The 24,849-nt window shown below is 61.0% G+C and carries 26 protein-coding genes and 1 tRNA gene; 13 read left to right on the forward strand and 14 right to left on the reverse strand.

Annotated features, from left to right (window positions below):
• Nucleotides 1-132: 132 nt before the first annotated feature.
• The 5 genes from TK06_RS26045 to TK06_RS26065 form a co-directional block, all read right to left on the reverse strand.
• A complete protein-coding gene (locus TK06_RS26045; protein WP_003205529.1) occupies nucleotides 133-1,074 on the reverse strand; it encodes a ribose-phosphate pyrophosphokinase in 942 nt (313 codons plus the stop codon).
• A gap of 47 nt (nucleotides 1,075-1,121) precedes the next feature.
• Nucleotides 1,122-1,196, reverse strand: a tRNA-Gln gene (locus TK06_RS26050).
• A 37-nt stretch (nucleotides 1,197-1,233) separates the two neighbouring features.
• Entirely contained in the window at nucleotides 1,234-2,085 is an 852-nt protein-coding gene (ispE, locus tag TK06_RS26055) for a 4-(cytidine 5'-diphospho)-2-C-methyl-D-erythritol kinase (protein ID WP_063324384.1), read from the reverse strand.
• Nucleotide 2,086: 1 nt separating this feature from the next.
• Nucleotides 2,087-2,704 carry a lipoprotein insertase outer membrane protein LolB gene (gene lolB, locus TK06_RS26060; protein ID WP_003205525.1) on the reverse strand — a complete coding sequence of 206 codons (618 nt, stop codon included), beginning with the start codon at nucleotides 2,702-2,704 and terminating at the stop codon, nucleotides 2,087-2,089.
• Between the two features lie 4 nt (nucleotides 2,705-2,708).
• On the reverse strand, nucleotides 2,709-4,433 hold the full coding sequence (locus TK06_RS26065) for a tetratricopeptide repeat protein (RefSeq protein ID WP_063324385.1): 1,725 nt from the start codon (nucleotides 4,431-4,433) through the stop codon (nucleotides 2,709-2,711).
• Between the two features lie 172 nt (nucleotides 4,434-4,605).
• Here TK06_RS26065 and hemA point away from each other — a divergent pair, with 172 nt between their 5' ends.
• The 6 genes from hemA to TK06_RS26095 all read left to right on the forward strand — a co-directional run bounded on the left by hemA (nucleotide 4,606) and on the right by TK06_RS26095 (nucleotide 9,985).
• Nucleotides 4,606-5,895, forward strand: a complete 1,290-nt coding sequence (hemA, locus tag TK06_RS26070; protein WP_063324386.1) for a glutamyl-tRNA reductase — start codon at nucleotides 4,606-4,608, stop codon at nucleotides 5,893-5,895.
• The gene (gene prfA / locus TK06_RS26075; RefSeq protein WP_063324387.1) at nucleotides 5,892-6,974 is read left to right on the forward strand and encodes a peptide chain release factor 1; all 1,083 of its coding nucleotides are present in this window, start codon (nucleotides 5,892-5,894) and stop codon (nucleotides 6,972-6,974) included. Before hemA ends, prfA begins: the two co-directional genes overlap by 4 nt.
• A 14-nt stretch (nucleotides 6,975-6,988) precedes the next feature.
• On the forward strand, nucleotides 6,989-7,819 hold the full coding sequence (gene prmC, locus TK06_RS26080; protein ID WP_063324388.1) for a peptide chain release factor N(5)-glutamine methyltransferase: 831 nt from the start codon (nucleotides 6,989-6,991) through the stop codon (nucleotides 7,817-7,819).
• Nucleotides 7,813-8,568, forward strand: a complete 756-nt coding sequence (locus TK06_RS26085; RefSeq protein ID WP_063325222.1) for a molybdopterin-synthase adenylyltransferase MoeB — start codon at nucleotides 7,813-7,815, stop codon at nucleotides 8,566-8,568. The genes prmC and TK06_RS26085 overlap by 7 nt, the downstream gene beginning before the upstream one ends.
• Entirely contained in the window at nucleotides 8,561-9,352 is a 792-nt protein-coding gene (murI, locus tag TK06_RS26090) for a glutamate racemase (protein WP_063324389.1), read from the forward strand. The genes TK06_RS26085 and murI overlap by 8 nt, the downstream gene beginning before the upstream one ends.
• 114 nt (nucleotides 9,353-9,466) lie before the next feature.
• Nucleotides 9,467-9,985, forward strand: coding sequence for an acyloxyacyl hydrolase (locus TK06_RS26095; RefSeq protein WP_063324390.1), 519 nt, complete (start codon nucleotides 9,467-9,469; stop codon nucleotides 9,983-9,985).
• Nucleotides 9,986-10,044: 59 nt separating this feature from the next.
• Here TK06_RS26095 and TK06_RS26100 read toward each other — a convergent pair whose 3' ends face one another.
• From TK06_RS26100 to TK06_RS26125, 6 genes are all read right to left on the reverse strand, one after another.
• The gene (locus TK06_RS26100) at nucleotides 10,045-10,350 is read right to left on the reverse strand and encodes a YkgJ family cysteine cluster protein (protein ID WP_003205513.1); all 306 of its coding nucleotides are present in this window, start codon (nucleotides 10,348-10,350) and stop codon (nucleotides 10,045-10,047) included.
• Between the two features lie 27 nt (nucleotides 10,351-10,377).
• Nucleotides 10,378-11,151 (reverse strand): SDR family NAD(P)-dependent oxidoreductase, encoded by a 774-nt coding sequence (locus tag TK06_RS26105; RefSeq protein ID WP_063324391.1) that lies wholly within the window; start codon nucleotides 11,149-11,151, stop codon nucleotides 10,378-10,380.
• 123 nt (nucleotides 11,152-11,274) lie between these two features.
• Nucleotides 11,275-12,726, reverse strand: a complete 1,452-nt coding sequence (gene phrB, locus TK06_RS26110) for a deoxyribodipyrimidine photo-lyase (protein ID WP_063325223.1) — start codon at nucleotides 12,724-12,726, stop codon at nucleotides 11,275-11,277.
• A gap of 12 nt (nucleotides 12,727-12,738) precedes the next feature.
• Nucleotides 12,739-13,686, reverse strand: a complete 948-nt coding sequence (locus TK06_RS26115) for a MerR family transcriptional regulator (protein WP_063324392.1) — start codon at nucleotides 13,684-13,686, stop codon at nucleotides 12,739-12,741.
• Nucleotides 13,686-14,648, reverse strand: a complete 963-nt coding sequence (locus TK06_RS26120; protein WP_063324393.1) for a YbgA family protein — start codon at nucleotides 14,646-14,648, stop codon at nucleotides 13,686-13,688. Before TK06_RS26120 ends, TK06_RS26115 begins: the two co-directional genes overlap by 1 nt.
• A 172-nt stretch (nucleotides 14,649-14,820) precedes the next feature.
• Nucleotides 14,821-15,807: an NAD(P)/FAD-dependent oxidoreductase gene (locus tag TK06_RS26125; RefSeq protein WP_063324394.1), complete on the reverse strand. Its 987-nt coding sequence runs from the start codon at nucleotides 15,805-15,807 to the stop codon at nucleotides 14,821-14,823.
• Nucleotides 15,808-16,003: 196 nt separating this feature from the next.
• Between TK06_RS26125 and TK06_RS26130 the strand changes: the two genes are divergently transcribed.
• On the forward strand, nucleotides 16,004-16,903 hold the full coding sequence (locus TK06_RS26130) for a TIGR01777 family oxidoreductase (protein WP_063324395.1): 900 nt from the start codon (nucleotides 16,004-16,006) through the stop codon (nucleotides 16,901-16,903).
• 13 nt (nucleotides 16,904-16,916) lie between these two features.
• On the forward strand, nucleotides 16,917-17,942 hold the full coding sequence (gene hemH / locus TK06_RS26135) for a ferrochelatase (protein WP_063324396.1): 1,026 nt from the start codon (nucleotides 16,917-16,919) through the stop codon (nucleotides 17,940-17,942).
• Nucleotides 17,943-18,061: 119 nt separating this feature from the next.
• Here the strand turns inward: hemH and TK06_RS26140 are convergent, their stop codons facing one another.
• Together TK06_RS26140 and upp are read right to left on the reverse strand one after the other, a co-directional pair.
• Nucleotides 18,062-19,336 (reverse strand): uracil-xanthine permease family protein, encoded by a 1,275-nt coding sequence (locus TK06_RS26140; RefSeq protein ID WP_063324397.1) that lies wholly within the window; start codon nucleotides 19,334-19,336, stop codon nucleotides 18,062-18,064.
• A 2-nt stretch (nucleotides 19,337-19,338) separates the two neighbouring features.
• On the reverse strand, nucleotides 19,339-19,977 hold the full coding sequence (upp, locus tag TK06_RS26145; RefSeq protein WP_003185330.1) for a uracil phosphoribosyltransferase: 639 nt from the start codon (nucleotides 19,975-19,977) through the stop codon (nucleotides 19,339-19,341).
• A gap of 164 nt (nucleotides 19,978-20,141) precedes the next feature.
• Here upp and TK06_RS26150 point away from each other — a divergent pair, with 164 nt between their 5' ends.
• Both TK06_RS26150 and TK06_RS26155 read left to right on the forward strand, forming a co-directional pair.
• Entirely contained in the window at nucleotides 20,142-20,699 is a 558-nt protein-coding gene (locus tag TK06_RS26150) for a hypoxanthine-guanine phosphoribosyltransferase (protein WP_053125250.1), read from the forward strand.
• Nucleotides 20,700-20,702: 3 nt separating this feature from the next.
• Nucleotides 20,703-21,176, forward strand: a complete 474-nt coding sequence (locus tag TK06_RS26155; RefSeq protein WP_063324398.1) for a WbuC family cupin fold metalloprotein — start codon at nucleotides 20,703-20,705, stop codon at nucleotides 21,174-21,176.
• A gap of 126 nt (nucleotides 21,177-21,302) precedes the next feature.
• On the opposite strand, the gene dauA is transcribed toward TK06_RS26155, so the two are convergent.
• The gene (gene dauA, locus TK06_RS26160; protein ID WP_063324399.1) at nucleotides 21,303-23,045 is read right to left on the reverse strand and encodes a C4-dicarboxylic acid transporter DauA; all 1,743 of its coding nucleotides are present in this window, start codon (nucleotides 23,043-23,045) and stop codon (nucleotides 21,303-21,305) included.
• 266 nt (nucleotides 23,046-23,311) lie between these two features.
• On the opposite strand from dauA, the gene TK06_RS26165 reads away from it, so the two are divergent.
• From TK06_RS26165 to TK06_RS26175, 3 genes are all read left to right on the forward strand, one after another.
• Nucleotides 23,312-23,797 carry a hypothetical protein gene (locus TK06_RS26165; protein ID WP_063324400.1) on the forward strand — a complete coding sequence of 162 codons (486 nt, stop codon included), beginning with the start codon at nucleotides 23,312-23,314 and terminating at the stop codon, nucleotides 23,795-23,797.
• Between the two features lie 61 nt (nucleotides 23,798-23,858).
• On the forward strand, nucleotides 23,859-24,146 hold the full coding sequence (locus TK06_RS26170; protein ID WP_063324401.1) for a PA4642 family protein: 288 nt from the start codon (nucleotides 23,859-23,861) through the stop codon (nucleotides 24,144-24,146).
• A gap of 186 nt (nucleotides 24,147-24,332) precedes the next feature.
• The gene (locus TK06_RS26175; protein ID WP_063324402.1) at nucleotides 24,333-24,797 is read left to right on the forward strand and encodes a hypothetical protein; all 465 of its coding nucleotides are present in this window, start codon (nucleotides 24,333-24,335) and stop codon (nucleotides 24,795-24,797) included.
• Nucleotides 24,798-24,849: the final 52 nt, after the last annotated feature.

Below are 24,849 nucleotides of genomic sequence, written 5' to 3' on the forward strand. Positions count from 1 at the left end.
AAAGTAACCACATTCACCCCAGCGCTTGCGACCAGCGCTTAAGGCGATATGGGCAAAAAAGCCCCGCCCCGACAGGTAATGCCGGGGCGGGGCGCTTTTCGTCAACGAGATGTCCTGGAAAGGGCAGGGCCCTTAGCGGAACATCGCACTGATCGATTCTTCGTTGCTGATGCGGCGAACCGCCTCGGCAACAACCGGTGCGATATCCAGTTGGCGGATACGCACACAGGCTTGTGCTGCAGCGGACAGCGGGATGGTGTTAGTGACCACCAGCTCGTCCAGCACGGAATTTTCAATGTTCTCGATCGCTCGACCCGACAGCACAGGGTGTGTGCAGTAGGCAAAGACCTTGGCAGCGCCATGCTCTTTCAGGGCCTTGGCCGCATGGCACAGGGTGCCGGCGGTATCGACCATGTCATCGACCAGAATACAGGTGCGCCCTTCGACGTCGCCGATGATATGCATCACTTCGGAGTGATTGGCTTTCTCACGGCGTTTGTCGATGATACCCAGATCCACGCCCAGGGATTTGGCAACTGCTCGTGCACGCACGACGCCGCCAATGTCCGGGGACACGATCATCAGGTTTTCGAAGCGCTGATCTTCAATATCATCCACCAGAACCGGGGAGCCGTAGATGTTATCCACGGGAATATCGAAGAAACCCTGGATCTGGTCAGCATGCAAATCAACCGTGAGGACACGGTCGATGCCGACTACGGTCAGCATATCAGCCACGACTTTTGCGCTGATTGCCACACGTGCGGAACGCGGACGGCGATCCTGACGGGCATAACCAAAGTAAGGAATAACAGCAGTGATACGAGTAGCCGAGGAGCGACGGAAGGCATCAGCCATCACGACGAGTTCCATCAGGTTATCGTTGGTCGGGGCGCAAGTCGGCTGAATAATGAAAACGTCTTTACCGCGAACGTTTTCATTGATCTCGGCAGTGATTTCGCCGTCGGAAAACTTACCGACAGAAATGTCACCGAGAGGGATATGCAGCTGACGTACAACACGCCGAGCCAGATCGGGGTTAGCGTTCCCCGTAAAGACCATCATCTTGGACACGCGCAGTACCTGAAGGCTGAGGGTATACCTGGATGAGTATAGGAAAATGGCAGGGGCGGCTGGATTCGAACCAACGCATGGCAGGATCAAAACCTGCTGCCTTACCGCTTGGCGACGCCCCTGTATCTGTTGCTGCGAGTGCCCAGCACTCGATTCCTTTTAGAGCAGGTCTTGCAGCTTGCGATGCAACATCGAAACGTTGCTTCCTTTTGCTACAAACCCTGTAAGGGTCTCTGTCAGAAGGGCCGAGACTTTATCAGCTTCAGCTTTGCTTGGGAAGCCCCCAAACACACAACTTCCAGTTCCGGTGAGTTTTGCTTCGGTAAATTTACCTAACAAATTCAAAGCGTTACGAACATCTGGATAACGCCTTGCTACCACCGGTAAGCAGTCATTTCGACTGTTTCCCTTGGGAACGGGGCGCACTTTAATGGGAGGAGAGTTACGTGTCAACAGTGGATCTGAAAAAATTTCTGCTGTACTTACAGAGACTTGCGGCACCAGTACCAAGTACCAGGGTTCTTCAGGGTCCACCGGGGTGAGTTTTTCCCCTACGCCCTCAGCGAAAGCGGCGTGGCCACGCACGAAAACCGGCACGTCGGCGCCCAGTGTCAAGCCCAGGGCGGCCAGGCGATCCGCGTCCCAACCCAGCTGCCACAAGTGGTTGAGACCGAGCAGCGTGGTAGCCGCATTCGAGCTGCCGCCACCGATGCCACCACCCATGGGCAGGATCTTGTCGATCCAGATATCGATGCCCTGCGTACAACCGGATTGCGCCTGGAGTTTTTTCGCGGCCTTGACGATCAGATTGTTGTCGTGGGGAACGCCTTCGAATTCGGTGTGCAGGCGAATCACGCCGTCGTCGCGTACGGCAAAGGTGATTTCGTCGCCGTAGTCCAGGAACTGAAAAATCGTCTGCAACTCGTGGTAGCCGTCCGGACGACGACCGAGGATGTGCAGCATCAGGTTGAGCTTGGCCGGGGAGGGCAGGGTCAGGCGTGCGGCGCTCATGTCATTGCCCCAGCTTGCGCGGCTGCCATTGCTTGATCACCAGCGTGACGTCGAGGTTGCTGCCGTGCAGCTTGATGCGTTCGGGCAGCCAATAGCCGTTCTGCTGGGCATAGCTTAAGTACTCGATCTGCCAGTCATCCTGTTCCAGGTTGGACAGGCGGCTGTCGGCATCGAGGGTCAGACGGCTTTTGCTGTCCGGTGCCGGCAGCCCGCGAACCCACCAGGTCAGGTGGGAAACCGGCAGCTTCCAGCCCAGTTGTTCTTCCAGCAACGCTTCGGGCGTGGGTGCCTCGTAGCGTCCCTGGTTGGCGACTTCCAGCGATACCTGGCCCGGCCGACCGGTCAGGCGGGCCGCACCGCGACCCAGTGGGCCCGACAGGCGGATGTCGTAGTAGTCCTGGCGTTGCAGCCAGAACAGCGTGCCACTGCCGGAGTCTTTCGGGGCGCGAATGCCGATCTTGCCGTCGATCTGCCAGCCGTCGAGGCCGCTCAGTTGTTGCTTGTGCTCGCGCCATTGGGCCTGGTTGCCCTGGCCCTGGACGGATTCACGGGCGCCGAAGCCCGCGCAGCCGGCGAGCAGGGCAATGAAGCTGAAAACGATGAGATGGCGCAAAAACATAATCTTAAAGAGTCTCGGATCCGGTCAGGCGTTTGATGGTGCTGCGCAAGATTGGGCTGTCAGGCTGATCCTTGAGGAACTTGCTCCAGATCTGCCGGGCTTCGCGTTGTTTGCCGTTGGCCCACAGGACCTCGCCCAGGTGAGCGGCGACTTCCTGGTCGGGGAAGCGCTCCAGGGCCTGGCGCAACAGGCGTTCGGCTTCGTCGAGATTGCCCAGGCGGAAATTCACCCAGCCAAGGCTGTCGAGCACCGCCGGGTCTTCCGGATTGATCTGGTGGGCCTGTTCGATCAGCACCTTGGCCTCGTCATAGCGGGTGGTGCGATCCGACAACGTATAGCCCAGGGCGTTGAGGGCCATGGCGTTGTCCGGGTCACGCTGGATGATCAGGCGCAGGTCTTTTTCCATCTGGGCCAGGTCATTGCGTTTTTCCGCCAGCATCGCACGGGTGTACAGCAGGTTCAGATCGTCCGGGTACTGCTTCAAGGCTTGTTGCAACACGTTCCAGGCTTTGTCGCCTTGATTGTTGGCCGACAGGGTTTCGGCTTCGATCAGGTACAACTGGATGCCGTAGTCTGGCTGGGAGTCGCGCTGTACGGCGAGGCGGCTCTGGGCCTCGGCGGTCTTGCCGTTGCCCATCAGGATATCGGCCTGGCGCAATTGCGCCGGCAGATAGTCGTTGCCCGGGCCAACCTGGGCGTACTCGATCAGTGCGCTCTCAGGGTCATTGCGTTCCTCGGCGATGCGCCCCAGGTTCAGATGGGCCGAGTCGACGTGGCTTTCCCGGGCGATCAGGTCCTCCAGGTAACCCTTGGCCTCTTCCCAGGCCTTGGCTTCCAGGCAGACCAGCGCCAGGGAATAGCGCAACTCGTCGTCTTCCGGGTATTGCTGGACCAGGCTGGAGAACTCCACCTTGGCGTCGTCCATGCGGTTGTTTTCCACCAGCATGCGGGCGTAGGTGAGGCGCAGGCGTTTGTCGTCCGGGTATTTCTTGATGCTTTTTTCCAGCAGCGGCAAGGCTTCGTCGCCGCGGTTCAAGCCTTGCAGCAGGCGGGCACGCAGCAGGATCGGCGCCACTTCGCCGGCTTCCGGCGGGTTGTCTTCCAGCAGCGTGAGGGCGCCCTGGGTGTCGCCATCCTGTTGCAGCAGCAGGGCCTTGCCGAAAATCAGCTGGCCGTTGTTCGGGTGGCGCTGCAACAGGCGATCGAAGCTTTTCATCAGGCCGTTGCGGGTTTCCTGGTCGGTATCGGCGGCGGACAGGGCCAGGAAGTCGAAATGGGTGTCGCCCTTGCCCAGCAGGACTTTCTCCATATAGACCATGGAGTCGTCGTAGCGCCCGGCCCGGGCCAGTTGCACGGCGGCGGCGCGCTGCGCTTCCAGGTCATCGGGGGCATTCCTGGCCCAGATCAGCGCGGTATCCAGCGCGGGCTGGTCGGCGCCCAGGTATTCGGCAATGCGAAATGCCCGCTCGGAGATTCCCGGGTCCTGGGTATTGATGGCCTGGGTCACGTAGTTGTCCAGCGCAATGTCGAAGCGATTGCGCTGGCCTGCCAGTTCGGCGCTCAACAGGCTGAAGATGGTTTCTTCGCTGAACGAGCCGTAGACCTTGGGTTTTTCAGGTGCCTGCACGCTGTCTTCGACCGGCGGCGTACCGTCCGTCGAAACGGGGGCCATGGACTGGCAGCCGCTGAGCAAGGCAAGGGCGAGGAGCAACGCGGAAGATCTATTCATATAGGAAGAGGACGACTAACCTGCGGTCGGATCATCATGACACAAGCCTTGGGTCAAACATAACCGCCCCGTCGATTTACAAGCCAGGGCAGGGCGATAGAGATCGAGTGGTTGTTCTGAATCTGACGAAGTAGGACAATTGCCGGCTTCACGTCACTATCAGCGACCTTGAATGGCCTTCCTTGCACTCGGTATTAACCACAAGACTGCTTCAGTAGACGTCCGCGAGCGCGTGGCCTTTACGCCTGAGCAACTGGTTGAGGCCCTGCAGCAGCTCTGCCGACTCACCGACAGCCGCGAAGCTGCGATCCTCTCCACCTGCAATCGCAGCGAGCTTTATATAGAACAGGATCACGTTTCGGCGGATTCGATTCTGCGCTGGCTGGCCGACTATCACGACCTGAGCCTCGAAGAACTGCGCGCCAGTGCCTATGTGCATGAAGACGATGCGGCCGTTCGTCACATGATGCGCGTCGCCTCGGGCCTCGATTCGCTGGTGTTGGGCGAGCCGCAGATTCTCGGCCAGATGAAGTCGGCCTACGCTGTGGCCCGCGAGGCCGGCACCGTCGGTCCGCTGTTGGGCCGTCTGTTCCAGGCCACCTTCAATGCCGCCAAGCAAGTGCGCACCGACACCGCCATCGGCGAAAACCCGGTGTCCGTGGCGTTTGCCGCTGTCAGCCTGGCGAAACAGATCTTCAGCGATTTGCAACGCAGCCAGGCGCTGCTGATCGGCGCCGGTGAGACCATCACCCTGGTCGCCCGCCATCTCCACGACCTGGGGGTCAAGCGTATAGTCGTCGCCAACCGGACCCTGGAGCGGGCCAGTACCCTGGCCGAGCAGTTCGGCGCCCATGCGGTGCTGTTGTCGGACATTCCCGCGGAGCTGGTGCACAGCGACATCGTCATCAGTTCCACCGCCAGCCAGTTGCCGATCCTTGGCAAGGGCGCGGTGGAAAGTGCCCTGAAACTGCGCAAGCACAAGCCGATTTTCATGGTGGACATTGCTGTCCCCCGGGACATCGAGCCGGAAGTCGGCGAGCTGGACGACGTGTATCTCTACAGCGTCGACGATCTGCACGAGGTGGTCGCCGAGAATCTCAAGAGCCGACAAGGCGCGGCCCAGGCGGCGGAAGAGATGATCACCATCGGCGCCGACGACTTCATGGTCCGCCTGCGCGAGCTGGCGGCGGTGGATGTGCTCAAGGCCTATCGTCAGCAGAGCGAACGCCTGCGCGACGAGGAGCTGCAAAAGGCCCAGCGCCTGCTGGCCAACGGCGGCAGTGCCGAAGAGGTGCTGGTGCAACTGGCTCGCGGCCTGACCAACAAATTGCTCCACGCCCCCAGTGTCCAGCTCAAGAAGCTGACCGCCGAAGGCCGCCTCGATGCGCTGGCCATGGCCCAGGAACTCTTCGCCCTCGGTGAGGGCTCACCGGATAGCTTTTCGGATAAAAAACCGCAATGAAAGCGTCACTGCTCAACAAGCTGGATATCCTCCAGGACCGTTTCGAAGAACTGACCGCCTTGCTGGGCGACGGCGAAGTCATTTCCGACCAGAACAAATTCCGCACCTATTCCAAGGAATATGCGGAAGTCGAGCCGATTGTCGCCACCTATAAACAGTTGCTCAAAGTGCAGGGCGACCTCGAAGGCGCCCAGGCGCTGCTCAAGGACAGCGACCCGGACATGCGTGAAATGGCCGTGGAAGAAGTGCGCGAAGCCAAGGAGCAGTTGCTCGAACTGGAAAGCAACCTGCAACGCATGCTGCTGCCCAAGGACCCGAATGACGGGCGCAATGTGTTTCTTGAAATCCGTGCCGGCACCGGCGGCGACGAGGCGGCGATTTTTTCCGGCGACCTGTTCCGCATGTATTCGCGCTACGCCGAACGTCGCGGTTGGCGGGTGGAGATCCTGTCGGAGAACGAAGGCGAACACGGCGGCTATAAAGAAGTCATCGCCCGGGTCGAAGGCGATAATGTCTACGGCAAGCTGAAATTCGAATCGGGTGCCCACCGTGTGCAGCGTGTGCCGGCCACCGAATCCCAAGGGCGTATCCACACCTCGGCTTGCACCGTGGCGGTATTGCCCGAGCCGGACGAGCAGGAAGCCATCGAGATCAACCCGGCGGACCTGCGGGTCGACACGTACCGTTCCTCCGGCGCGGGCGGCCAGCACGTCAACAAGACTGACTCGGCGATCCGCATCACGCACTTGCCCTCGGGCATCGTGGTCGAGTGCCAGGAAGAACGTTCCCAGCACAAGAACCGCGCGCGGGCCATGGCCTGGTTGTCGGCCAAGCTCAACGACCAGCAGACCAGCGCCGCTGCCAATGCCATCGCCAGTGAGCGCAAATTGCTGGTGGGCTCGGGGGATCGTTCCGAGCGGATCCGTACCTACAACTTCGCCCAGGGCCGGGTCACCGACCATCGCGTCAACCTGACCCTGTATTCCCTGGACGAGATCCTTGCCGGTGGGGTCGATGCGGTGATCGAGCCGTTGCTGGCCGAATACCAGGCCGACCAGTTGGCGGCGATTGGCGAGTAAGCACAGGTGAATAAATGACCATCATCGCCAGTCTGTTACGCGCCGCCGAGTTGCCGGATTCGCCCACGGCACGGCTGGACGCCGAGTTGTTGCTTGCCGCAGCCTTGGGCAAGTCCCGCAGCTTCCTGCACACCTGGCCCGAGCGGATCGTACCCAGTGAGGCAGCGTTGCTGTTCTCCGAATACCTGCGGCGGCGTCGCTCCGGCGAGCCGGTGGCGTATATCCTCGGGCAACAGGGCTTCTGGAAACTCGACCTGGAAGTCGCGCCTCATACCTTGATCCCGCGTCCCGACACCGAGCTGCTGGTGGAAACCGCGCTGGCGTTGTTGCCGGCCACACCGGCCCGGGTCCTGGATCTGGGCACCGGCAGCGGTGCAATTGCCCTGGCATTGGCCAGCGAGCGCCCTGCCTGGAAAGTCACCGCGGTCGACCGGGTGCTGGAGGCCGTCGCCCTGGCCGAACGCAATCGCCAGCGCCTGGATCTGCACAACGTCACGGTGCTGAGCAGCCACTGGTTCAGTGCGCTGGAAGACACGCGTTTCGAGTTGATCATCAGCAACCCGCCATACATTGCAGCCAGCGATCCGCATCTGGCCGAGGGTGACGTGCGTTTCGAGCCGTCCAGCGCCCTGGTTGCCGGGCCGGACGGGCTCGATGATTTGCGCCAGATCGTTGCCCAGGCCCCGGCTCACCTTGAGCCGGGTGGCTGGGTGATGCTCGAGCACGGCTACGACCAGGCCGAAGCAGTGCGCGATTTGCTGCGTACCCAAGGCTTTGTCGAAATCCACAGCCGCAAGGACCTGGGTGGTCATGAGCGCATCAGCCTGGGGTGCCTGCCGTGCTGAACGATCAGGAGTTGTTGCGCTACAGCCGGCAGATTCTGTTGCAGCACGTCGACATCGACGGCCAATTGCGTCTCAAGCAAAGCCGCGTGCTGATCATCGGCCTTGGTGGTCTCGGCGCCCCGGTAGCGTTGTACCTGGCCGCCGCTGGGGTGGGGGAGATGCACCTGGCGGATTTCGACACCGTCGACCTGACCAACCTGCAACGCCAGATCATTCACGACACGGACAGCGTCGGCCTGAGCAAGGTCGATTCAGCGATGCGACGCCTGGGGGCGATCAACCCTGAGGTTCGGCTGATGCCTCACCGGGTGGCCCTGGACGAAGACAGTCTGGCCGCGGTGGTCGCGACAGTGGATTTGGTGCTCGACTGCTCCGACAATTTCTCGACCCGCGAAGCGGTGAACGCGGCCTGTGTCGCGGCGGGTAAGCCGCTGGTCAGTGGCGCGGCGATTCGTCTGGAAGGGCAGTTGTCGGTGTTCGACCCACGCCGCCCCGAAAGCCCTTGCTACCACTGCCTTTATGGTCACGGCAGCGAAGCCGAGCTGACCTGTAGCGAGGCCGGTGTGATCGGACCGCTGGTGGGATTGGTGGGCAGCCTGCAAGCCCTTGAAGCCTTGAAGTTGCTGGCCGGTTTCGGTGAGCCGCTGGTGGGGCGCTTGCTGTTGATCGATGCCCTGGGCACGCGTTTCCGTGAACTGCGGGTCAAGCGCGACCCAGGTTGCAGCGTCTGCGGTGGCCAACATGAGTGAAGCGCCGATTGGTGTGCTTGACTCGGGTGTCGGCGGGTTGTCGGTGCTGGGGGAAATTCGCCAGTTGCTGCCCAATGAGTCGCTGTTGTATGTGGCGGACTGTGGGCATATTCCCTACGGCGAGAAGACCCCGGAATACATCCGGCAACGCTGCGCGATCATTGCCGACTTTCTCCTGGGCCAGGGCGCCAAGGCGCTGGTTGTCGCCTGCAACACCGCAACGGTTGCTGCCGTTGCCGATCTACGCCGTGATTTCCCCCATTGGCCCATCGTCGGGATGGAGCCGGCGGTCAAGCCGGCGGCTGCCGCGACCCGCAGCGGTATCGTCGGTGTGCTGGCCACCACCGGCACCTTGCAGAGCGCCAAGTTCGCCGCTTTGCTCGACCGTTTCGCCACCGATGTGCGAGTCATCACGCAACCGTGTCCGGGCCTGGTTGAACTGATCGAGACGGGTGATTTGCACAGTCCGGCCTTGTATCAATTGCTGCAACATTACGTCGACCCCTTGCTGGCAGCCGGCTGCGATACGCTGATCCTGGGGTGCACGCACTATCCGTTCCTCAAGCCATTGCTCGCGCGGATGATTCCGGCGCACATCAGCCTGATCGACACCGGTGCCGCCGTGGCCCGGCAACTTCAGCGTCTTTTGGCTGAGCGAGAGCTGCTGGCTGAGGGACCAGCCGGCGAAACGTATTTCTGGACGAGTGCAGACCCGATACATTTAAGAAAAATCCTACCTACGCTATGGCATTCGTCCGGCGTTGTGCGAAGCTTCGATCTGTAAGAAAAATGTGAAAGCTGTGTGAAACGGGCTGAACTTCTGTTTGGGGGCAGATTTCTATAGCTTTGTCTGTTTGTAACAAAATCAACTAAGTCTGTTCGGAAAAGGATGTTTCTAATGAAGCGCTTATTCTGCTTCGCCGCGTTTGCGGCTGCATTGTTGGGGCACACTTACACTGCACAAGCAGCGGGTGTGGAATTTGGGGTTGGCCAGACCAGCGATTCGACCATGACCTATCGCCTGGGCATGCAGTTCGACTGGGACAAGAGTTGGCTGCAAAGTGATGTCGGTCGCCTGACCGGCTACTGGAGCGGTGCCTATACCTATTGGCAAGGGGACGAGACATCCAGCAATCACAGCCTGTCGTTTTCGCCTGTGTTTGTGTATGAATTTTCCGGCCAGAACGTGAAGCCTTACATCGAGGCGGGTGTCGGTGTGGCGTTGTTCGCCAATACCGAAGTGGAAGACAACAAGCTCGGTACGGCTTTCCAGTTTGAAGATCGTATCGGCTTCGGCCTGCGCTTCAACGGTGGACATGAAGTGGGCATTCGCGCCACTCATTACTCCAACGCCGGCATCAAGTCGACCAACGATGGTGTAGAAAGCTACTCGCTGCACTACACGATGCCGCTATAACAAAACAGTTTGAGAGCTGTGGGAGCGAGCTCGCTCCCACAGTAGATCAGACCAGAGCTTTATCGATACGCCGTCGCAATCCCTTGGCGTTCTTCCAGGCACTCCGGTGCGCCCATCTCGAACTCCCGGCAGATCAGCGGGCGCTTTTCGTAGATGGTGCACATCATGCTGTCGCGATCCAGGGCCGCGCACCAACCGTCATCAAGCCGCAGCATCACTTCCCCACCCCAGTCGTCCGTGTCGATAAAACGCTCCGGAACCCCTGTGTCGGTGATCAGCATCACTTCCAACTGGCAGCAGCACGCCGCGCACGTCGAGCACGTGACTGCCGGTGCCGGGATTTCATGGACAGGGATGGTTTTCATGGCGCGCAGTGTAAGGCAATCGGCGGCTCAGGGTTGTCCCTTGATCGGATAGCCGTTTTTCGCCTGGCATGAGTCAATGTCGGGCGGCACGGTTTCGGTCGACGAAGGCAAAGGCCAGAGTGCGGTCATGGACGCAATGGGGAGCGCGACTTCCCGCGGGCGCTTGACCAGCTGATTCAGCACATGTTGCGCTGCTTCGTCCGCCGACCAGTGAGCCGGGGTTGGGAAGCTGTCTTCGGTCCCCTGCAATGGGCCGTCGTAGCCAGGGTGTACCAATGTCGCATCAACACCCGCGCGCGCCAGGTCTGCCCGAGCCGATTCGAACAGATGACGCATCCCGCTGCCACCGGCTTCGGTTTGCGAAGGCGGCAGGTAAGTCGCCGGGCTGGCAATACCCACCAGATGAGGTTCGGTCCCGGCGCGCAACAAGGGCATGGCCACTTCGATGCAGAAACTGGCAGCCAGCAGATTGCTGCGCACAATATGCTCGATCAATGTGTGATCAGCCGGCTGCCCGTCAATGTACTCAGCCGTCCCGGCATTGACGATCACCTGATCCAGGGCGCCCCATTGCCGGGTGATCTGTTCGCCGATCTCGCGCACGGCCCGGCTGTCGGTCAAATTGCCGGGCACGGCCAGCACTTGTCCTGGATAACGTACCGAAAGGGTTTCGCATGATCGGGTCGAGCGCGAACTGACGGCCAGGTATGCACCTGTCTCCAGTATCGCTTCAGCCAACGAAGCGCCGATTCCGTTGCCAGCCCCGGTGAGCCAATAGCGCCGTGGCAGTCTGAGACCCATTCCCTTCTCCTTTCGATTGGACAGCATACTGATCCGTGGCTTTTCAGTAGAGTCCGTACGATTAGTAAGACTATATGTTATCGGGTAAATGATGCATCCCCTAGACCGGCAATTTCGTGTTCGCTAATCGCCCATCCCTTCAACGGCTGCATCCTGTCGCGCTGGCAGGTTTCTGAACGCTGCCAGCGCACGCGCCCTGGATTGGCTCAAGTCGACAATCGGTGCCGGATAATCCACGGCGCCAAACAAGCCGCCCTGGGTATTTGGGCTATGGACCTGTTGCCTGTCCAGATCGTTCAGTTCAGGTAACCAGTGCTTGATGAACAAGCCCTCGCGGTCAAATTTTTCCGACTGGCTCAACGGGTTGAAGATGCGGAACCAGGGTGCCGAGTCGGTGCCGGTGGAGGCGCTCCATTGCCAGCCGCCATTGTTGGCGGCGAGGTCGCCGTCGATCAGGTGCTGCATGAAAAAGCGCTCGCCTTCGCGCCAATCGATCAACAGGTTCTTGGTCAGGAACATGGCTACGACCATCCGCAAGCGGTTGTGCATCCAACCGGTCTCCAGCATTTGACGCATGGCTGCATCGATAATCGGCAGGCCGGTGCGTGCTTGCTTCCAGGCTTCCAATTCTGCGGGGGCCTTGCGCCATGCCAGCGCCTCGGTTTCGGGGCGAAACGCACGATGGCGCGACACGCGTGGATAGCCCACTAGAATGTGTTTATAAAACTCGCGCCAGAGCAATTCATTGATCCAGGTCACAGCGCCGGCATTTCCGCTCTCGAATTCACCTTGGTTGGCTTGCAGCGCGGCGTGCAGGCACTGACGCGGCGACACCACGCCGGCCACCAGATAGGCCGAGAGCTGGCTGGTGCCGGGCCTGGCGGGGTAATCCCGTTCGCCTTGGTAATCGTCGATGTGCTGGTCGACGAAGGTGTCCAGGCGCCGACGGGCTTCGGTTTCCCCGGCGGGCCAGAGGGCTCGTAGCGCTTCGCTGGGCGGGGCGAAGCCATCGACTTGTGTCGGCACCGGGTCGCGGGCAATGCCGGTGGAGGCCTGCCGGGCCGGCGTGGCGACCAGGCTCGGCAATGAGAGGTGCAGACGGCTGTAGCAGACTTTGCGGAACTGACTGAACACTTGGAAATAATTGCCGGTCTTGGTCAGCACGCTGCCAGGCTTGAACAGCAATTGATCGAGGTGGCTGTGAAATTCAACGCCCTGGTCATTCAGCGTGCGGGCGACTTCGGCGTCGCGTCGTGTTTCATTCAGGCCGTACTCTTCGTTGACATGCACGGCGTCGACGTTCAGTTCGCGACACAGCTTGAGCAGTACCTGCGGTGCCTGGTGCCAATGCGCAGCGGCGCGGATCAGCAGTGGGATGTTCAATTCGGCCAGGGCCGCACTCAACGCGCTGAGGTTGCGCAACCAGAAATCGATCTTGCACGGTGCGTCGTCATGGGCGCGCCATTGTTCGGGGCTGGTCAGGTACACCGCCACGCAGGGGCCTTGGGCTGCGGCCGCCGTGAGGGCGGTGTTGTCGTGTAGGCGCAAGTCGCTGCGCAGCCAGATCAGTTGCATGCTGTCTTCCATCTAAAGGAGTTCTCGACGACTCAGTTCGCGGTGAGCCGATAACGGGTCTTCGGCCCAGGACACGTCAATCATCGACACGCCTGTGGATAACCTGGCTTGGTGGATCGACGCAGCCGGGCCGGCAATGACGATCGGGCAATCGATTCCGCCCAGCAGCCTGGGCAGTTGGGACAGGTTGAGTGCGTGACTGGAATACAGCAGGACGCCGCGGGCCTTGAGGCGCTCGACCGCCAGGGCCAGTTCGCCGGCCGGTAGAGGGCAGTCGAACACTTCCACCGGGCAGTCGGCGCTGCTGGCCAGCCAGGCGGTGAGCCATAAGTGCGGCTCCTGGGGCGAGTCCGAATGATTGACCAGCAACAGTGGCGCGCCGCGCAACTGACGGTTGTTGTGGTAGATCCGGCTGCCGAACTTGCTGCGCAGCCACGAGTACAGGAAGACCCGTTCCAGCTGCGCACCGAACTGGCCTTGCCAGCGCAAGTGCAACTCGGCCAGCAACGGCAAGAGCAATTGCTCGCACACAGTCCAGGGTGGGTACAGCGCCATCGCCTGGTTGACCAGGTCATCGATCTGGCGCTCGGCCAGTTGCGTCACCGCCAGCACCAAGGCGTGGCGCTGGCGCTGCCAGTCATTCTCCGGCACCTGTGTGGGTTCGGTCGGTGGCTGCGGTGTGTCCAGCAAAGGTTTGATCTTGCTCACCGCAACGCCACGGTCGATCCAGGTGAGAATGCTCAGGATCCGTTGCACATGGTCGGCATTGAACAGTCGGTGGCCCTTGGGGGTACGGTGCGGCACGATCAGGCCATAACGGCGTTCCCAGGCTCGCAGCGTGACGGCGTTGACACCGGTTTGCCGGGCGACCTCGCGTATAGGCAGCCAGCCTTGCGCCAAGGCCTTGGCAAAGTCGGCTCCCAGGTCTTCGCTGGCGCTGGAGTCGGGTTCGTTCTTCATCAAATAGCGTTTCGCAAGCTGAGGTTTTCCGGGTGTGGTTGCAGGTAGACCTGCTGCGTCAGGTAAGGATCGGGGTGCTGGCGCAGGTGATGCTTGAGCAACGTCAGTGGCACCACCAAGGGCACGATGCCGAGGCGATATTGCCCGATCAGATGCTGTACTTCCTGTTTGTCATCGGCGTCGATGGCGCGCTTGAGGTAACCGCTCAGGTGTTGCAGCACGTTGGTGTGGGTGCGACGGGTGGCGCATTTCTTCAAGGCGGCCATCAATGCGCTGAAATAGCGTGGGCCCAACTCATTGGGGTCGGCCTTGCCCATGTTGCCCAGCAAATTGCCCAGGGCCTTGTATTGCACTGGGTTGTGGGCCATCAGCAGGTATTTGTAGCGCGAGTGGAATTCGATCAGGTCGCGACGGGTCAGTCCGTCGCGACGCAAAGGTTGCCAGGCGGCATAGGCGAACACCCGGGTCAGGAAGTTCTCGCGCAGCACCGGGTCGTTGAGGCGACCGTCTTCCTCCACTGGCAGGTCGGGATGGCGTTCGCAGAAGGCCTGGGCATAGATCCCGCGGCCGCCGCCGTCCTGGGTCACGCCGTTGTGGTCGTAAACCTTGACCCGCTCCAGTCCGCAGGACGGCGATTTCTGCATGAAGATATAGCCGCAGATGTCATCCAGTTCCCCAGCCATTTGCTTTGCGTAGTCGGCCAGTGGCCGGGTCGCGTTGAGCTCGCGATTCACCGTGCCGAGCGCCTCGGGATGTTTGGGGTCGCCCACCAGGCGAATCGGCTCCCGGGGGATACCCAGGCCGATGGCCACTTCGGGGCACACCGGCACGAAATCGAAATAGTCGACGAGGGTGCGGCTGCACAACTGCGATTGCTTGTGCCCGCCGTTAAAGCGAACTTCAGCCCCCATCAGGCAGGCGCTGATGGCGATTCTGGGTTTGGCGATGGCTGTGCTGGACATAGGCGACCTCTGATTGCTAAATCTTGTACAGATTTGTGTTTCTGTACAATATTTTCATCATAGGTCCGAACGTGCACAAGTCAACCGGATTGTGTGGCGAGGCGACGTCAATCTGTGTCGCAGGCAGGCTGCTGTCTCTTTCGACAGCAGCGAATATCGATGGGGGATGCGCTTACTGCAGGCTTGCGTGCAGACGGCGTGCGGCCTCCTGGCCGCTGAGCCATGCGCCTTCGACCCGGCCGGACAGGCACCAGTCGCCGCACACATACAGGCCCAGGTCGGCATCGGCCAAGGCGCCCCATTCGTGGTTGCCGGCGGGGCGGGCGTAGAGCCAGCGATGGGCCACGCTGAAGCTCGGTGCGGGCATCGCGCTGTGCAGCAGTTCGGCGAAGGCGCCGTGCAGGTGTTCGATCACCGCTTCCTTGGACAGGTCGATGTGCTGCCGGCTCCAGTCGCTGGTGGCGTGCAGTACCCAGGTGTCGAGCGTGTTGTCGCGTCCCGGCTTGCTGCGGTTGCGCGCCAGCCAGTCCAGGGGACTGTCCTGCACGAAGCAGCCTTCCATGGGCGTATCCAGCGGTGTTTCGAAGGCCAGCGCCACGGCCCAGGTCGGGTCCATCTTCACGCCGGCGGCCACTGCGGCCAGCTTCGGTACGGCCGCCAGCAATGCGGTGGCCTGGGGCGCGGGCGTGGCGATCACCACCTGGCCGAAGGGGCCGTGGGTGAAACCTTCGGCGTCCTGCAAATGCCAGTGTTCCTGGCCGCGGTACACCTCGGTGATCCGGCAGGAAAACTGCACCTGTAACTTGTCGAGCAAGGCGCGGGTGATGGCGCTCATGCGCGGCGTGCCGACCCAACGGGTCTGTTCGTCCGGCGATGGGCTCAGTTGTCCGTTCTGGAAGTTGTAGAGTTGCGGGTTCCATTCCGCCGCCCAGCCGTTGGTTTGCCAGCGCTGGACCTCCGTGACAAAGCGGCGATCACGGGCGGTGAAGTATTGCGCGCCCATGTCCAATGCGCCGGCGTCGCTGCGTTTGCTCGACATGCGTCCGCCGCTGCCGTGGCTTTTATCGAAGAGTTGAACGATATGCCCGGCCTCCGTCAGGGCCTGGGCGGCTGAAAGTCCGGCGATGCCGGTGCCGATGATTGCGATAGGTACAGTCATGAGGGCCTCGTTTACCTTTCTGTACAGACTACGCCGTCGTTTAAACCTGTACAATTCGGGTTTCTGGTATAAGTTTTACCGTTCGCGTTTGGACAGCTTGTCCTATTGTTAAACACAGACCCTGTCCGATACGAAAAATCCCTGCTTATAAAAATAGACTAATGGGCCGGGTAAAACGCGTTGCGAGGAACATCTCATGCACATATTGCTGACCGGCGGTACTGGTTTGATCGGACGTCAGCTCTGCCGCCTCTGGTTGGGGCAGGGACATCGCTTGACGGTATGGAGTCGCCGGCCCGAAGAGGTGGCGAAAATCTGTGGGGCAGATGTACGAGGCGTTGCCAGGCTCGATGAGGTTGTCGAGCCGGTGGACGCAGTGGTCAACCTCGCGGGAGCGCCGATTGCCGACCGGCCCTGGAGCCACAAGCGCAAGATGTTGTTGTGGAGCAGTCGCATCACGTTGACGGAAGTTTTGCTAGCGTGGCTGGAGCGTTGCGAGCAGAAACCGCAGGTGTTGATTTCCGGTTCCGCGGTAGGCTGGTATGGCGACGGTGGCGAGCGTGAGCTGACTGAGGAGTCGGGGCCGGTGAGTGAAGATTTCGCCAGTCAGTTGTGTATCGCCTGGGAAGAAACCGCGCAACGGGCCGAGGCGTTGGGCATACGCGTGGTGCTGGTTCGTACCGGCCTGGTCCTGTCTGCCGAGGGCGGCTTTTTGTCGCGGCTGCGGCTGCCGTTCAAACTGGCGCTGGGCGGGCGTATCGGCAATGGTCGGCAGTGGATGCCGTGGATTCATATTGACGATCAAATCGCCCTGATTGATTTTCTTCTGCACCGCTTTGATGCCAGCGGTCCTTATAATGCGTGCGCTCCGAACCCGGTGCGCAACCGCGATTTTGCCAAGGCCCTGGGGCATGTATTGCATCGGCCAGCCGTGGTGCCGATGCCGGAGCTTGCGTTGAAAGTCGCGCTGGGGGAGCTGTCCTTGCTGTTGCTCGGCGGCCAGCGCGCCACGCCGGCCCGATTGCAGGCGGCGGGTTTCACATTCCGGTTCACTGATTTGCCCGCGGCCTTGGAAGACTTGTCCAGCCGCCTTTGAAATAGGACGTTGCATGACCGATCACGCGTTGCTTCTGGTGAATCTGGGTTCGCCTGCCTCCACTTCGGTGGCCGATGTGCGCCGCTACCTCAATCAATTCCTGATGGATCCTTATGTCATCGACTTGCCATGGCCCGTGCGGCGCTTGCTGGTGTCGCTGATCCTGATCAAGCGTCCCGAGCAGTCGGCCCATGCCTATGCCTCGATCTGGTGGGAGGAGGGTTCGCCGTTGGTGGTGCTCAGCCGCCGGCTGCAACAGGCCATGACCGCGCAGTGGACCCAGGGACCGGTAGAACTGGCAATGCGTTATGGCGAGCCGTCCATTGAGTCGGCGTTGGTGCGGCTGGCGAGCCAGGGTCACAAGAAGATCACGTTGGCGCCGTTGTATCCGCAGTTCGCCGACAGCACCGTGACCACGGTGATCGAAGAGGCCAAGCGGGTCGTGCGGGAAAAGAGACTCGATGTGCAGTTCTCGATTCTCCAGCCCTTCTACGATCAGCCCGAATACGTTGACGCCCTTGTGGCCAGCGCCAAGCCGTACCTGATGCAGGAACACGATCACCTGTTGTTGAGTTTCCATGGTTTGCCGGAGCGGCACCTGACCAAGCTCGACCCAACGGGCTTTCATTGCTTCAAAGACGCCGACTGCTGCAAGAACGCGCCGCCGGAGGTCATGGCGACCTGTTACCGCGCCCAGTGCATTCGCACCGCGCAACTGTTTGCCGAGCAGATGGGGCTGGCGGATGGTAGTTGGTCGGTATCGTTCCAATCGCGACTGGGCCGTGCCAAGTGGATCGAGCCTTACACTGAAGCACGCCTGGAAGAGTTGGCTAAAAGTGGCGTGAAGAAGGTGCTGGTGATGTGCCCGGCGTTCGTTGCCGACTGCATCGAGACCCTGGAAGAAATCGGCGATCGCGGGCGCGAGCTGTTCCGTGAGGCCGGAGGGGAGGAGTTGGTGCTGGTGCCTTGCCTCAATGATGAGCCGCAGTGGGCCAAGGCGTTGAGCACGCTGTGTGAGCGGGCGCCGATCGCGCTGTAATACAAAACCTGTGGCGAGGGAGCTTGCTCCCGCTTGGGTGCGAAGCGCCCACAACAGCGGGACTGCTTCGCAGTCCAGCGGGAGCAAGCTCCCTCGCCACAATAGAAGGACAGGCTGATTTATAGCAGCGGCTCATCCGCCTTCTTCTGCTTCCAACTGTCATTGCCCGGCAGCAGCAGGTTCAGCGCGATCGCCACCACCGCGCACAACGCGATGCCTTTGAGGCCGAAATCGTCCGGCCCAGTGCCGGTGCCCACCAGCACACCACCGATGCCGAACACCAGCGTGACCGAAACGATCACCAGGTTGCGCGCCTCGCCCAGGTCGATCTTGTGGCGGATCAAGGTGTTCATGCCCACTGCCGCAATCGAACCGAACAACAGGCACAGGATCCCGCCCATCACCGGCACCGGAATGCTTTGCAGCAGCGCACCGAACTTGCCGATGAATGCCAGGCTGATGGCAAAGATCGCCGCCCAGGTCATGATCTTCGGGTTGTAGTTTTTGGTTAGCATCACCGCGCCAGTCACCTCGGCATAGGTGGTGTTGGGCGGGCCGCCGAACAGGCCGGCGGCGGTGGTGGCAATGCCGTCACCGAGCAGTGTGCGGTGCAGACCGGGTTTTTTCAGGTAGTCGCGACCGGTCACGCTGCCCACGGCAATCACGCCGCCGATGTGCTCGATGGCCGGCGCCAGCGCCACCGGGACGATGAACAGGATCGCCTGCCAATTGAACTCCGGTGCGGTGAAGGCCGGCAGGGCGAACCACGGCGCGGCGGCGATTTTCGCGGTGTCCACGACGCCGAAGAAAAACGCCATGGCAAAGCCCACCAGCACGCCGGAAATGATCGGCACCAGGCGGAAAATGCCTTTGCCGAACACCGCCACGATCAGGGTGGTGAGCAGCGCCGGCATCGAGATCATCATCGCGGTCTGATAATGGATCAGCTCGGTACCGTCGCCGGCCTTGCCCATCGCCATGTTGGCGGCAATCGGCGCCATGGCCAGGCCGATGGAGATGATCACCGGGCCAATCACTACCGGCGGCAGCAGCCGGTCGATGAACCCGGTGCCCTTGATCTTCACCGCCAGGCCAAGAAAGGTGTAGACGAAACCTGCCGCCATCACGCCGCCCATGGTCGCGGCCAGGCCGAACTGGCCCTTGGCGAGGATGATCGGCGTGATGAAGGCAAAGCTCGAAGCCAGGAACACTGGCACCTGGCGCCCGGTGACGATTTGGAACAGGATCGTTCCCAGGCCGGCCGTGAACAGCGCCACGTTAGGGTCCAGCCCGGTGATCAGCGGCATCAGTACCAGCGCGCCGAAGGCGACGAACAGCATCTGCGCGCCGGACAGCACCTGGCGCCAGAGCGGATCGTTGAACTCATCCTGCATGCTCAAGCGTCCTTCTGCTTGGTGCCGAAGATCTTGTCGCCGGCATCGCCCAGGCCCGGGATGATGTAGCCGTGCTCGTTGAGTTTCTGGTCAATGGACGCGGTGTAGATGGTCACGTCCGGGTGGGCGTCCTGCACGGCCTTGATGCCTTCGGGCGCGGCGACCAGCACCATGGCGCGGATGTCCCGGCAACCGGCTTTTTTCAACAGGTCGATGGTGGCGACCATGGAGCTGCCGGTGGCGAGCATCGGGTCGATGATCATCGCCAGGCGCTCGTCGATTTCCGGCACCAGTTTTTCCAGGTAGGTGTGCGCCTGCAGGGTCTGCTCGTTGCGAGCCACACCCACGGCGCTGACTTTGGCCCCTGGAATCAGGCTCAGTACGCCCTCGAGCATGCCGATGCCGGCGCGCAGGATTGGCACCACGGTGATCTTCTTGCCGGCGATTTTCTCCACCTGGACCGTACCGGCCCAGCCGTCGATTTCATAGGACTCCAGCGGCAGGTCCTTGGTGGCCTCGTAGGTGAGCAGGGCACCGACTTCCTGGGCCAGTTCACGGAAGTTCTTCGTGCTGATATCGGCGCGGCGCATCAGGCCGAGTTTGTGTCTGATCAGCGGATGGCGGATCTCGAGGATGGGCATGGGGAAGGCTCCGGCGGCGGGCAAAAAAACCGGCCTAGATTAATCTATCCGAGGGTGTTGTCCTATAGACAATACAGAACGTTAGTCCACAAACGCTTGATCTGGCCGGGCGGGATGCGTACCTTTGCCGGCTTTTCCGAACCCTGCCACCCCTGGAGAGCGCCATGTCCGCTGATCTCGAGCATATCCGTCAAATCATGCGAGAGGCTGACTGCCTGTACACCGAAGCCGAAGTCGAAGCGGCCATCGCCCGTGTCGGTGCGCAAATCAATGAACAGCTGGCCGATGCCAATCCGGTGGTGTTCTGCGTCATGAACGGCGGGCTGATTTTCTCCGGCAAGCTGCTGACCTATCTGAACTTCCCATTGGAAGCGTCCTACCTGCACGCCACCCGTTATCGCAACGAAACCAGCGGCGGTGACTTGTTCTGGAAGGCCAAGCCGGAAGTCTCGTTCATCGACCGCGACGTGCTGATCATCGACGACATCCTCGACGAAGGTCACACCCTGGGCGCGATCATCGACTTCTGCAAACACGCCGGTGCCCGCGCCGTGCACACCGCCGTGCTGATCGACAAGGACCACGACCGCAAGGCCCGTCCGGACTTGAAAGCCGATTTCGTCGGCTTGCCGTGCATCGACCGCTACATCTTCGGCTACGGCATGGACTACAAAGGTTACTGGCGCAACGCCAATGGCATTTTCGCCGTCAAGGGAATGTAGTCGATGACCCGGCCAAGCTTTCTGGATCATGCACTGTTCGATGGATTGGCCGAAAAAGCCGCGGCCAGCCCTCGCGGACGGCAGCACCATAACTTCCACGAAATGGATGAGCCGTGCCACCGCATGGCGGTGGGCTTGCAGCCTTCGACCTACATCCCGCCGCACCGCCATCTGAGCGCCGACAAGGCGGAAACCTTGCTGGTGCTCAAGGGCCGGCTGGGGATATTGATCTTCGATGAAGCTGGCGCGGTGGTGGACAAGCGCATCCTGCAGGCCGGTGGCGATTGCCTCGGCGTCGACCTGCCGGCCGGCGTGTATCACGGATTGGTGGTGCTGGAAGCCGACAGCCTGATGTTCGAATGCAAAGCCGGCCCCTACCGCCCCGTGGGCGAGGGCGAACTGGCCCACTGGGCGCCCCGTGAAGGCGAGCCAGGCGTCGCCGAGTACCGGGCCTGGATGCGTGCCCAGTTCGACTGAGCACCGAATCAGTCGCCGGCACGGAGCTTTTGTGGCGAGGGAGCTTGCTCCCGCTTGGGTGCGTAGCACCCACCTGCAATTGGGGCTGCTGCGCAGCCCAGCGGGAGCAAGCTCCCTCGCCACAGTTCAAGCAAGTCGTGGATGAGCGTTGCTGCCGCTAGCCAACCACTGCTCGCTCTTGACCCGCGCCTGCTCCAGGGTCTGCACATACGCCAATTGCCGCTGTTCGCGATGAATACCGGCGCGGCGCAGCTTCAGGCGCACCCTGGGCGCCGTCGCGACCAGGATCAGGCCGATGCCCTGCTTGCGGTAATCCTTCAGGATGTTTTCAAACGCAGCCAGCGCGGTCATGTCCAGCATGGGCACGGCGCTCATTTCCACCACCACCACGCGCACCCCCGGATCGAACTTGCGCAGCACGTCCAGGGCTTTTTCTGCCGCACCGAAGAACAGCGGCCCACGAATTGCGTAGCAGCGCACATGCTCGGGCATGTCCAGAAGGGCCTGGTGGAAGTGGCGAGGCAGTTCGGCGCTGTCGGTCAGTTCGCTCATGCGCTTGATGAACAGCCCGGCGGCCAGCAGCAGGCCGACGGCGACGGCCATGACCATGTCGAACAGCACGGTCAGGCTAAGGCAGGTCAGCAGCACCAATACGTCGCTGCGCGGGGCGATGCGCAAGGTATGCAACACGTGTCCGGCTTCGCTCATGTTCCAGGCCACTATCACCAGTAGCGCCGCCAGGGCTGCCATGGGCAGGTAGCTGAACAGGGGCGCCAGCAACACCATCGCCAGCAGCACCACAAGGCTGTGAATGATCGCGGCCAGCGGTGAAGAGGCGCCGCTGCGCACATTGGTCGCGCTGCGGGCAATGGCCGCCGTGGCGGTGATACCGCCGAACAGCGGCGCCACGAGGTTGCCCAGGCCTTGGCCGATCAGCTCGGCGTTGGGGTCATGCTTGCTGCCGGTCATGCCATCCGCCACCACGGCGCACAGCAGCGATTCGATGGCGCCAAGCATGGCAATGGCGAAGGCCGGGCCCAGCAATTGGCGGATCAGATCATAGGAAAGCGTCAAGGGATGCCCCTGGCCATCTGGCAGGTTCCAAGGCCACTCGAAGCTCGGTAAAAACGGCGGGATACCGGGGTGGCTGATGCCATCGACCATGTAGCTGAAACGCTCACCCAATGTCGCCACCGGCCAACCGCCGCGTTCCAGCGCCAGTCCCAATAGCGCCCCGACCAGCAAGGCAACCAAATGCCCGGGAACCCGCGGTACCCAGCGTGGCCAGGCAAACAGCACCGCCAGGCACGTGACGCCGATGATGCCATCGCCGAGCCGGGCACTGGGCAATGCCACGATCAGTTCGCCCAACTGTTCGATGTAGTGCTTGGCTTGCCCGACGGTGGTCAACCCCAGCAGATCCTTCAGTTGCAAGGTGGCGATGACCACGCCGATCCCGGCGGTGAAGCCGAGGATCACCGGGTAGGGGATGTATTGGATCAGCCGTCCGGCGCGCATCAGGCCCAGGGTGATCAAGATCAGACCAGCGAGCATGGTGCACAACAACAGGCCGCCCAGGCCGTGCTGTTGTGTGATGGGCAGCAGGATGACCACGAACGCCGCCGTCGGCCCGCTGACGTTAAAGCGCGAGCCGCCGGTGAGGGCGATCAAGGGCGCGGCCACCAACACCGTGTACAAGCCATGTTGCGGCGGCACGCCAACGGCAATCGCCAGGGCCATGGCCAGTGGGATGGCGATGATGCCGACGGTGAGCCCGGCCACCAGGTCGCCACGCAAGCGCTCCAGGGTGTAACCGGCGCGCCAGGCCTGGCGCCAGGCGGCAAACAACGGTGGGGCGGAGAAAGACATGAATACTCCTCGCAAGGGGGACACTGGCACTGGCCCTGTGGCGAGGGAGCTTGCTCCCGCTCGAGTGCGTAGCGCTCGAAATATTATGGGGCGGCTGCGCCACCCAGCGGGAGCAAGCTCCCTCGCCACAAAGGCATGCGCCGGTAGGCCGGGGCTGATGGCTCTTTGAGTATGCCGTGCTCGTTGCGCGGATGTATTGATCTGGATCGTTATTTTTACCATCCAGGCTCATGCTAGAGTGCTCGGCCAAGACCCCGGAGCTTGTCATGCGTGTATCGATCCGCCGTAGCGCTACTTTGCTGTTGATCTCCAGCCTGCCCTTGGCGGTCGTGGCTGCACCGATGCACAGCCAGTTCCTACCGCCTGATGACCTGGTGGTGCGCCAGGAGCAGCCTGAACAGCAGCAGTTGCTGCAAGTGACCGAGTATTCGGTGGTGCTGGGTAACCAGCGTCAGTCCAACCAGCAACCGATTCCGGTCACTTCGCCCTTGCTGGTCCGTCTCAAGGGCAAGCCGATGAACAAGGGCGCGACCCTCAGCCAGGTGATCCTTAACTTCGACGGCGAAAGCAAAAGCCTGAAGAAACCGGTTTTCGACGAGGCGAGCAAGACCCTGACGCTGTCTTATCCTCAGGCTCAGTACCGGGTGGTCATCGATCTGCTGCGCAACAACACGGTCTATGTGCAGTTTCTCACTTACGCCAACGGTCATATCTGGGCCGACCTGCACACCGGTGCCGAACGCCCGCGTTGAGCCGCGAGGCCTGCCGGGGGTAAACTGCCCGCCCCGTGAACTGTGCGAGCTGGAGCCGGCAATGCGTAAAGACAAGAAACAAGTGATTGGCGACGAGATTGGCGATGAACAGATCAAGCTGTTCCTCAATTTCGAACCGGTCGATGCCACGTCGCCGTCGCTGCACAAACTGATCAAGGCCTACCGTGGGCTGCGGGTCGATGACTTCGAGCGGTTCCTGACGTTTTTCGTCGAGGCCGGTTACGACCTTAATGGCAAGGATGAGCAAGGCAAGGATTTCGTGGCGTTGATCCAGGACCAGCGTAACGCCGAGGAATACATTGAACTGATCAATAAGGCGCGTGGCTGATCGCGTTAATGTCATGTCCGCGCCGTCGCGGCGTTTGAATGTCTGCATCAGTATTTCATGACGTACTCAACTAAGCCCGAAAGGTTATGTCACCATTCGGGCTGTTTTGTTTTATCTGGATTTCCATTACTTTTGGGTTGAAACCAAGGGGTTTCATTTCAATCGTTAAATGGAGTTTTATTTATCATGGAAGATAAAGGTAAATGTATCGCCGGGTGTTTATTGGCCCTGATCGGCTGTCTGGCAAGTTCGGTTTCCAATGCGTTCGATGAGATCGTCAATGTGGAAATATTCAACGCAACGTCAGCGGTCATTGTGCCGGGTAGCGATTTCACGTGGTCTCTGGCCCCGGAAAATGCGGGCCACAGCTTTTCGATAAGTCCTGGGGAACGCCAGGAGCTAACCTATTATCTGCCCCAGGCGCGTGCCGAGCGGGAGTCATTTACCTACACCCAGGGAAACCGCACCTGCCATTTCAGTTTCGGGCATATTCCTGGCGTGCCGGTGAGTGACGGACAGACAATGCCTTATCGTCGCTGGGTTGAAGCGAAACCGGCAGGTGCCTGTGTTGCGGAGTTACTAGAGGTTGAAGATGACGATGATTATGTTCGTCATGGCGGAACACGCGTCAAGTTCAGTATGAAGTCGTAATACGGGTAATAAAAAGCCTCCTGTTTGCACGGGAGGCTTTTTATCAGTACAC

Source organism: Pseudomonas fluorescens (assembly GCF_001623525.1).
Taxonomy (GTDB): Bacteria; Pseudomonadota; Gammaproteobacteria; order Pseudomonadales; family Pseudomonadaceae; genus Aquipseudomonas; species Aquipseudomonas fluorescens_Q.

Coding starts and splice junctions, on each gene's coding strand:
- TK06_RS26115 (WP_063324392.1), bottom strand. CDS start 13,686: ATGAAGAACGAACCCGACTCCAGCGCCAGCGAAGACCTGGGAGCCGAC.
- TK06_RS26100 (WP_003205513.1), bottom strand. CDS start 10,350: ATGAAAACCATCCCTGTCCATGAAATCCCGGCACCGGCAGTCACGTGC.
- hemA (WP_063324386.1), top strand. CDS start 4,606: ATGGCCTTCCTTGCACTCGGTATTAACCACAAGACTGCTTCAGTAGAC.
- TK06_RS26065 (WP_063324385.1), bottom strand. CDS start 4,433: ATGAATAGATCTTCCGCGTTGCTCCTCGCCCTTGCCTTGCTCAGCGGC.
- TK06_RS26165 (WP_063324400.1), top strand. CDS start 23,312: ATGCGTGTATCGATCCGCCGTAGCGCTACTTTGCTGTTGATCTCCAGC.
- ispE (WP_063324384.1), bottom strand. CDS start 2,085: ATGAGCGCCGCACGCCTGACCCTGCCCTCCCCGGCCAAGCTCAACCTG.
- prfA (WP_063324387.1), top strand. CDS start 5,892: ATGAAAGCGTCACTGCTCAACAAGCTGGATATCCTCCAGGACCGTTTC.
- TK06_RS26150 (WP_053125250.1), top strand. CDS start 20,142: ATGTCCGCTGATCTCGAGCATATCCGTCAAATCATGCGAGAGGCTGAC.
- murI (WP_063324389.1), top strand. CDS start 8,561: ATGAGTGAAGCGCCGATTGGTGTGCTTGACTCGGGTGTCGGCGGGTTG.
- upp (WP_003185330.1), bottom strand. CDS start 19,977: ATGCCCATCCTCGAGATCCGCCATCCGCTGATCAGACACAAACTCGGC.
- lolB (WP_003205525.1), bottom strand. CDS start 2,704: ATGTTTTTGCGCCATCTCATCGTTTTCAGCTTCATTGCCCTGCTCGCC.
- TK06_RS26170 (WP_063324401.1), top strand. CDS start 23,859: ATGCGTAAAGACAAGAAACAAGTGATTGGCGACGAGATTGGCGATGAA.
- hemH (WP_063324396.1), top strand. CDS start 16,917: ATGACCGATCACGCGTTGCTTCTGGTGAATCTGGGTTCGCCTGCCTCC.
- TK06_RS26140 (WP_063324397.1), bottom strand. CDS start 19,336: ATGCAGGATGAGTTCAACGATCCGCTCTGGCGCCAGGTGCTGTCCGGC.
- TK06_RS26130 (WP_063324395.1), top strand. CDS start 16,004: ATGCACATATTGCTGACCGGCGGTACTGGTTTGATCGGACGTCAGCTC.
- TK06_RS26095 (WP_063324390.1), top strand. CDS start 9,467: ATGAAGCGCTTATTCTGCTTCGCCGCGTTTGCGGCTGCATTGTTGGGG.
- phrB (WP_063325223.1), bottom strand. CDS start 12,726: ATGCAACTGATCTGGCTGCGCAGCGACTTGCGCCTACACGACAACACC.
- TK06_RS26125 (WP_063324394.1), bottom strand. CDS start 15,807: ATGACTGTACCTATCGCAATCATCGGCACCGGCATCGCCGGACTTTCA.
- prmC (WP_063324388.1), top strand. CDS start 6,989: ATGACCATCATCGCCAGTCTGTTACGCGCCGCCGAGTTGCCGGATTCG.
- TK06_RS26155 (WP_063324398.1), top strand. CDS start 20,703: ATGACCCGGCCAAGCTTTCTGGATCATGCACTGTTCGATGGATTGGCC.
- TK06_RS26120 (WP_063324393.1), bottom strand. CDS start 14,648: ATGTCCAGCACAGCCATCGCCAAACCCAGAATCGCCATCAGCGCCTGC.
- dauA (WP_063324399.1), bottom strand. CDS start 23,045: ATGTCTTTCTCCGCCCCACCGTTGTTTGCCGCCTGGCGCCAGGCCTGG.
- TK06_RS26175 (WP_063324402.1), top strand. CDS start 24,333: ATGGAAGATAAAGGTAAATGTATCGCCGGGTGTTTATTGGCCCTGATC.
- TK06_RS26105 (WP_063324391.1), bottom strand. CDS start 11,151: ATGGGTCTCAGACTGCCACGGCGCTATTGGCTCACCGGGGCTGGCAAC.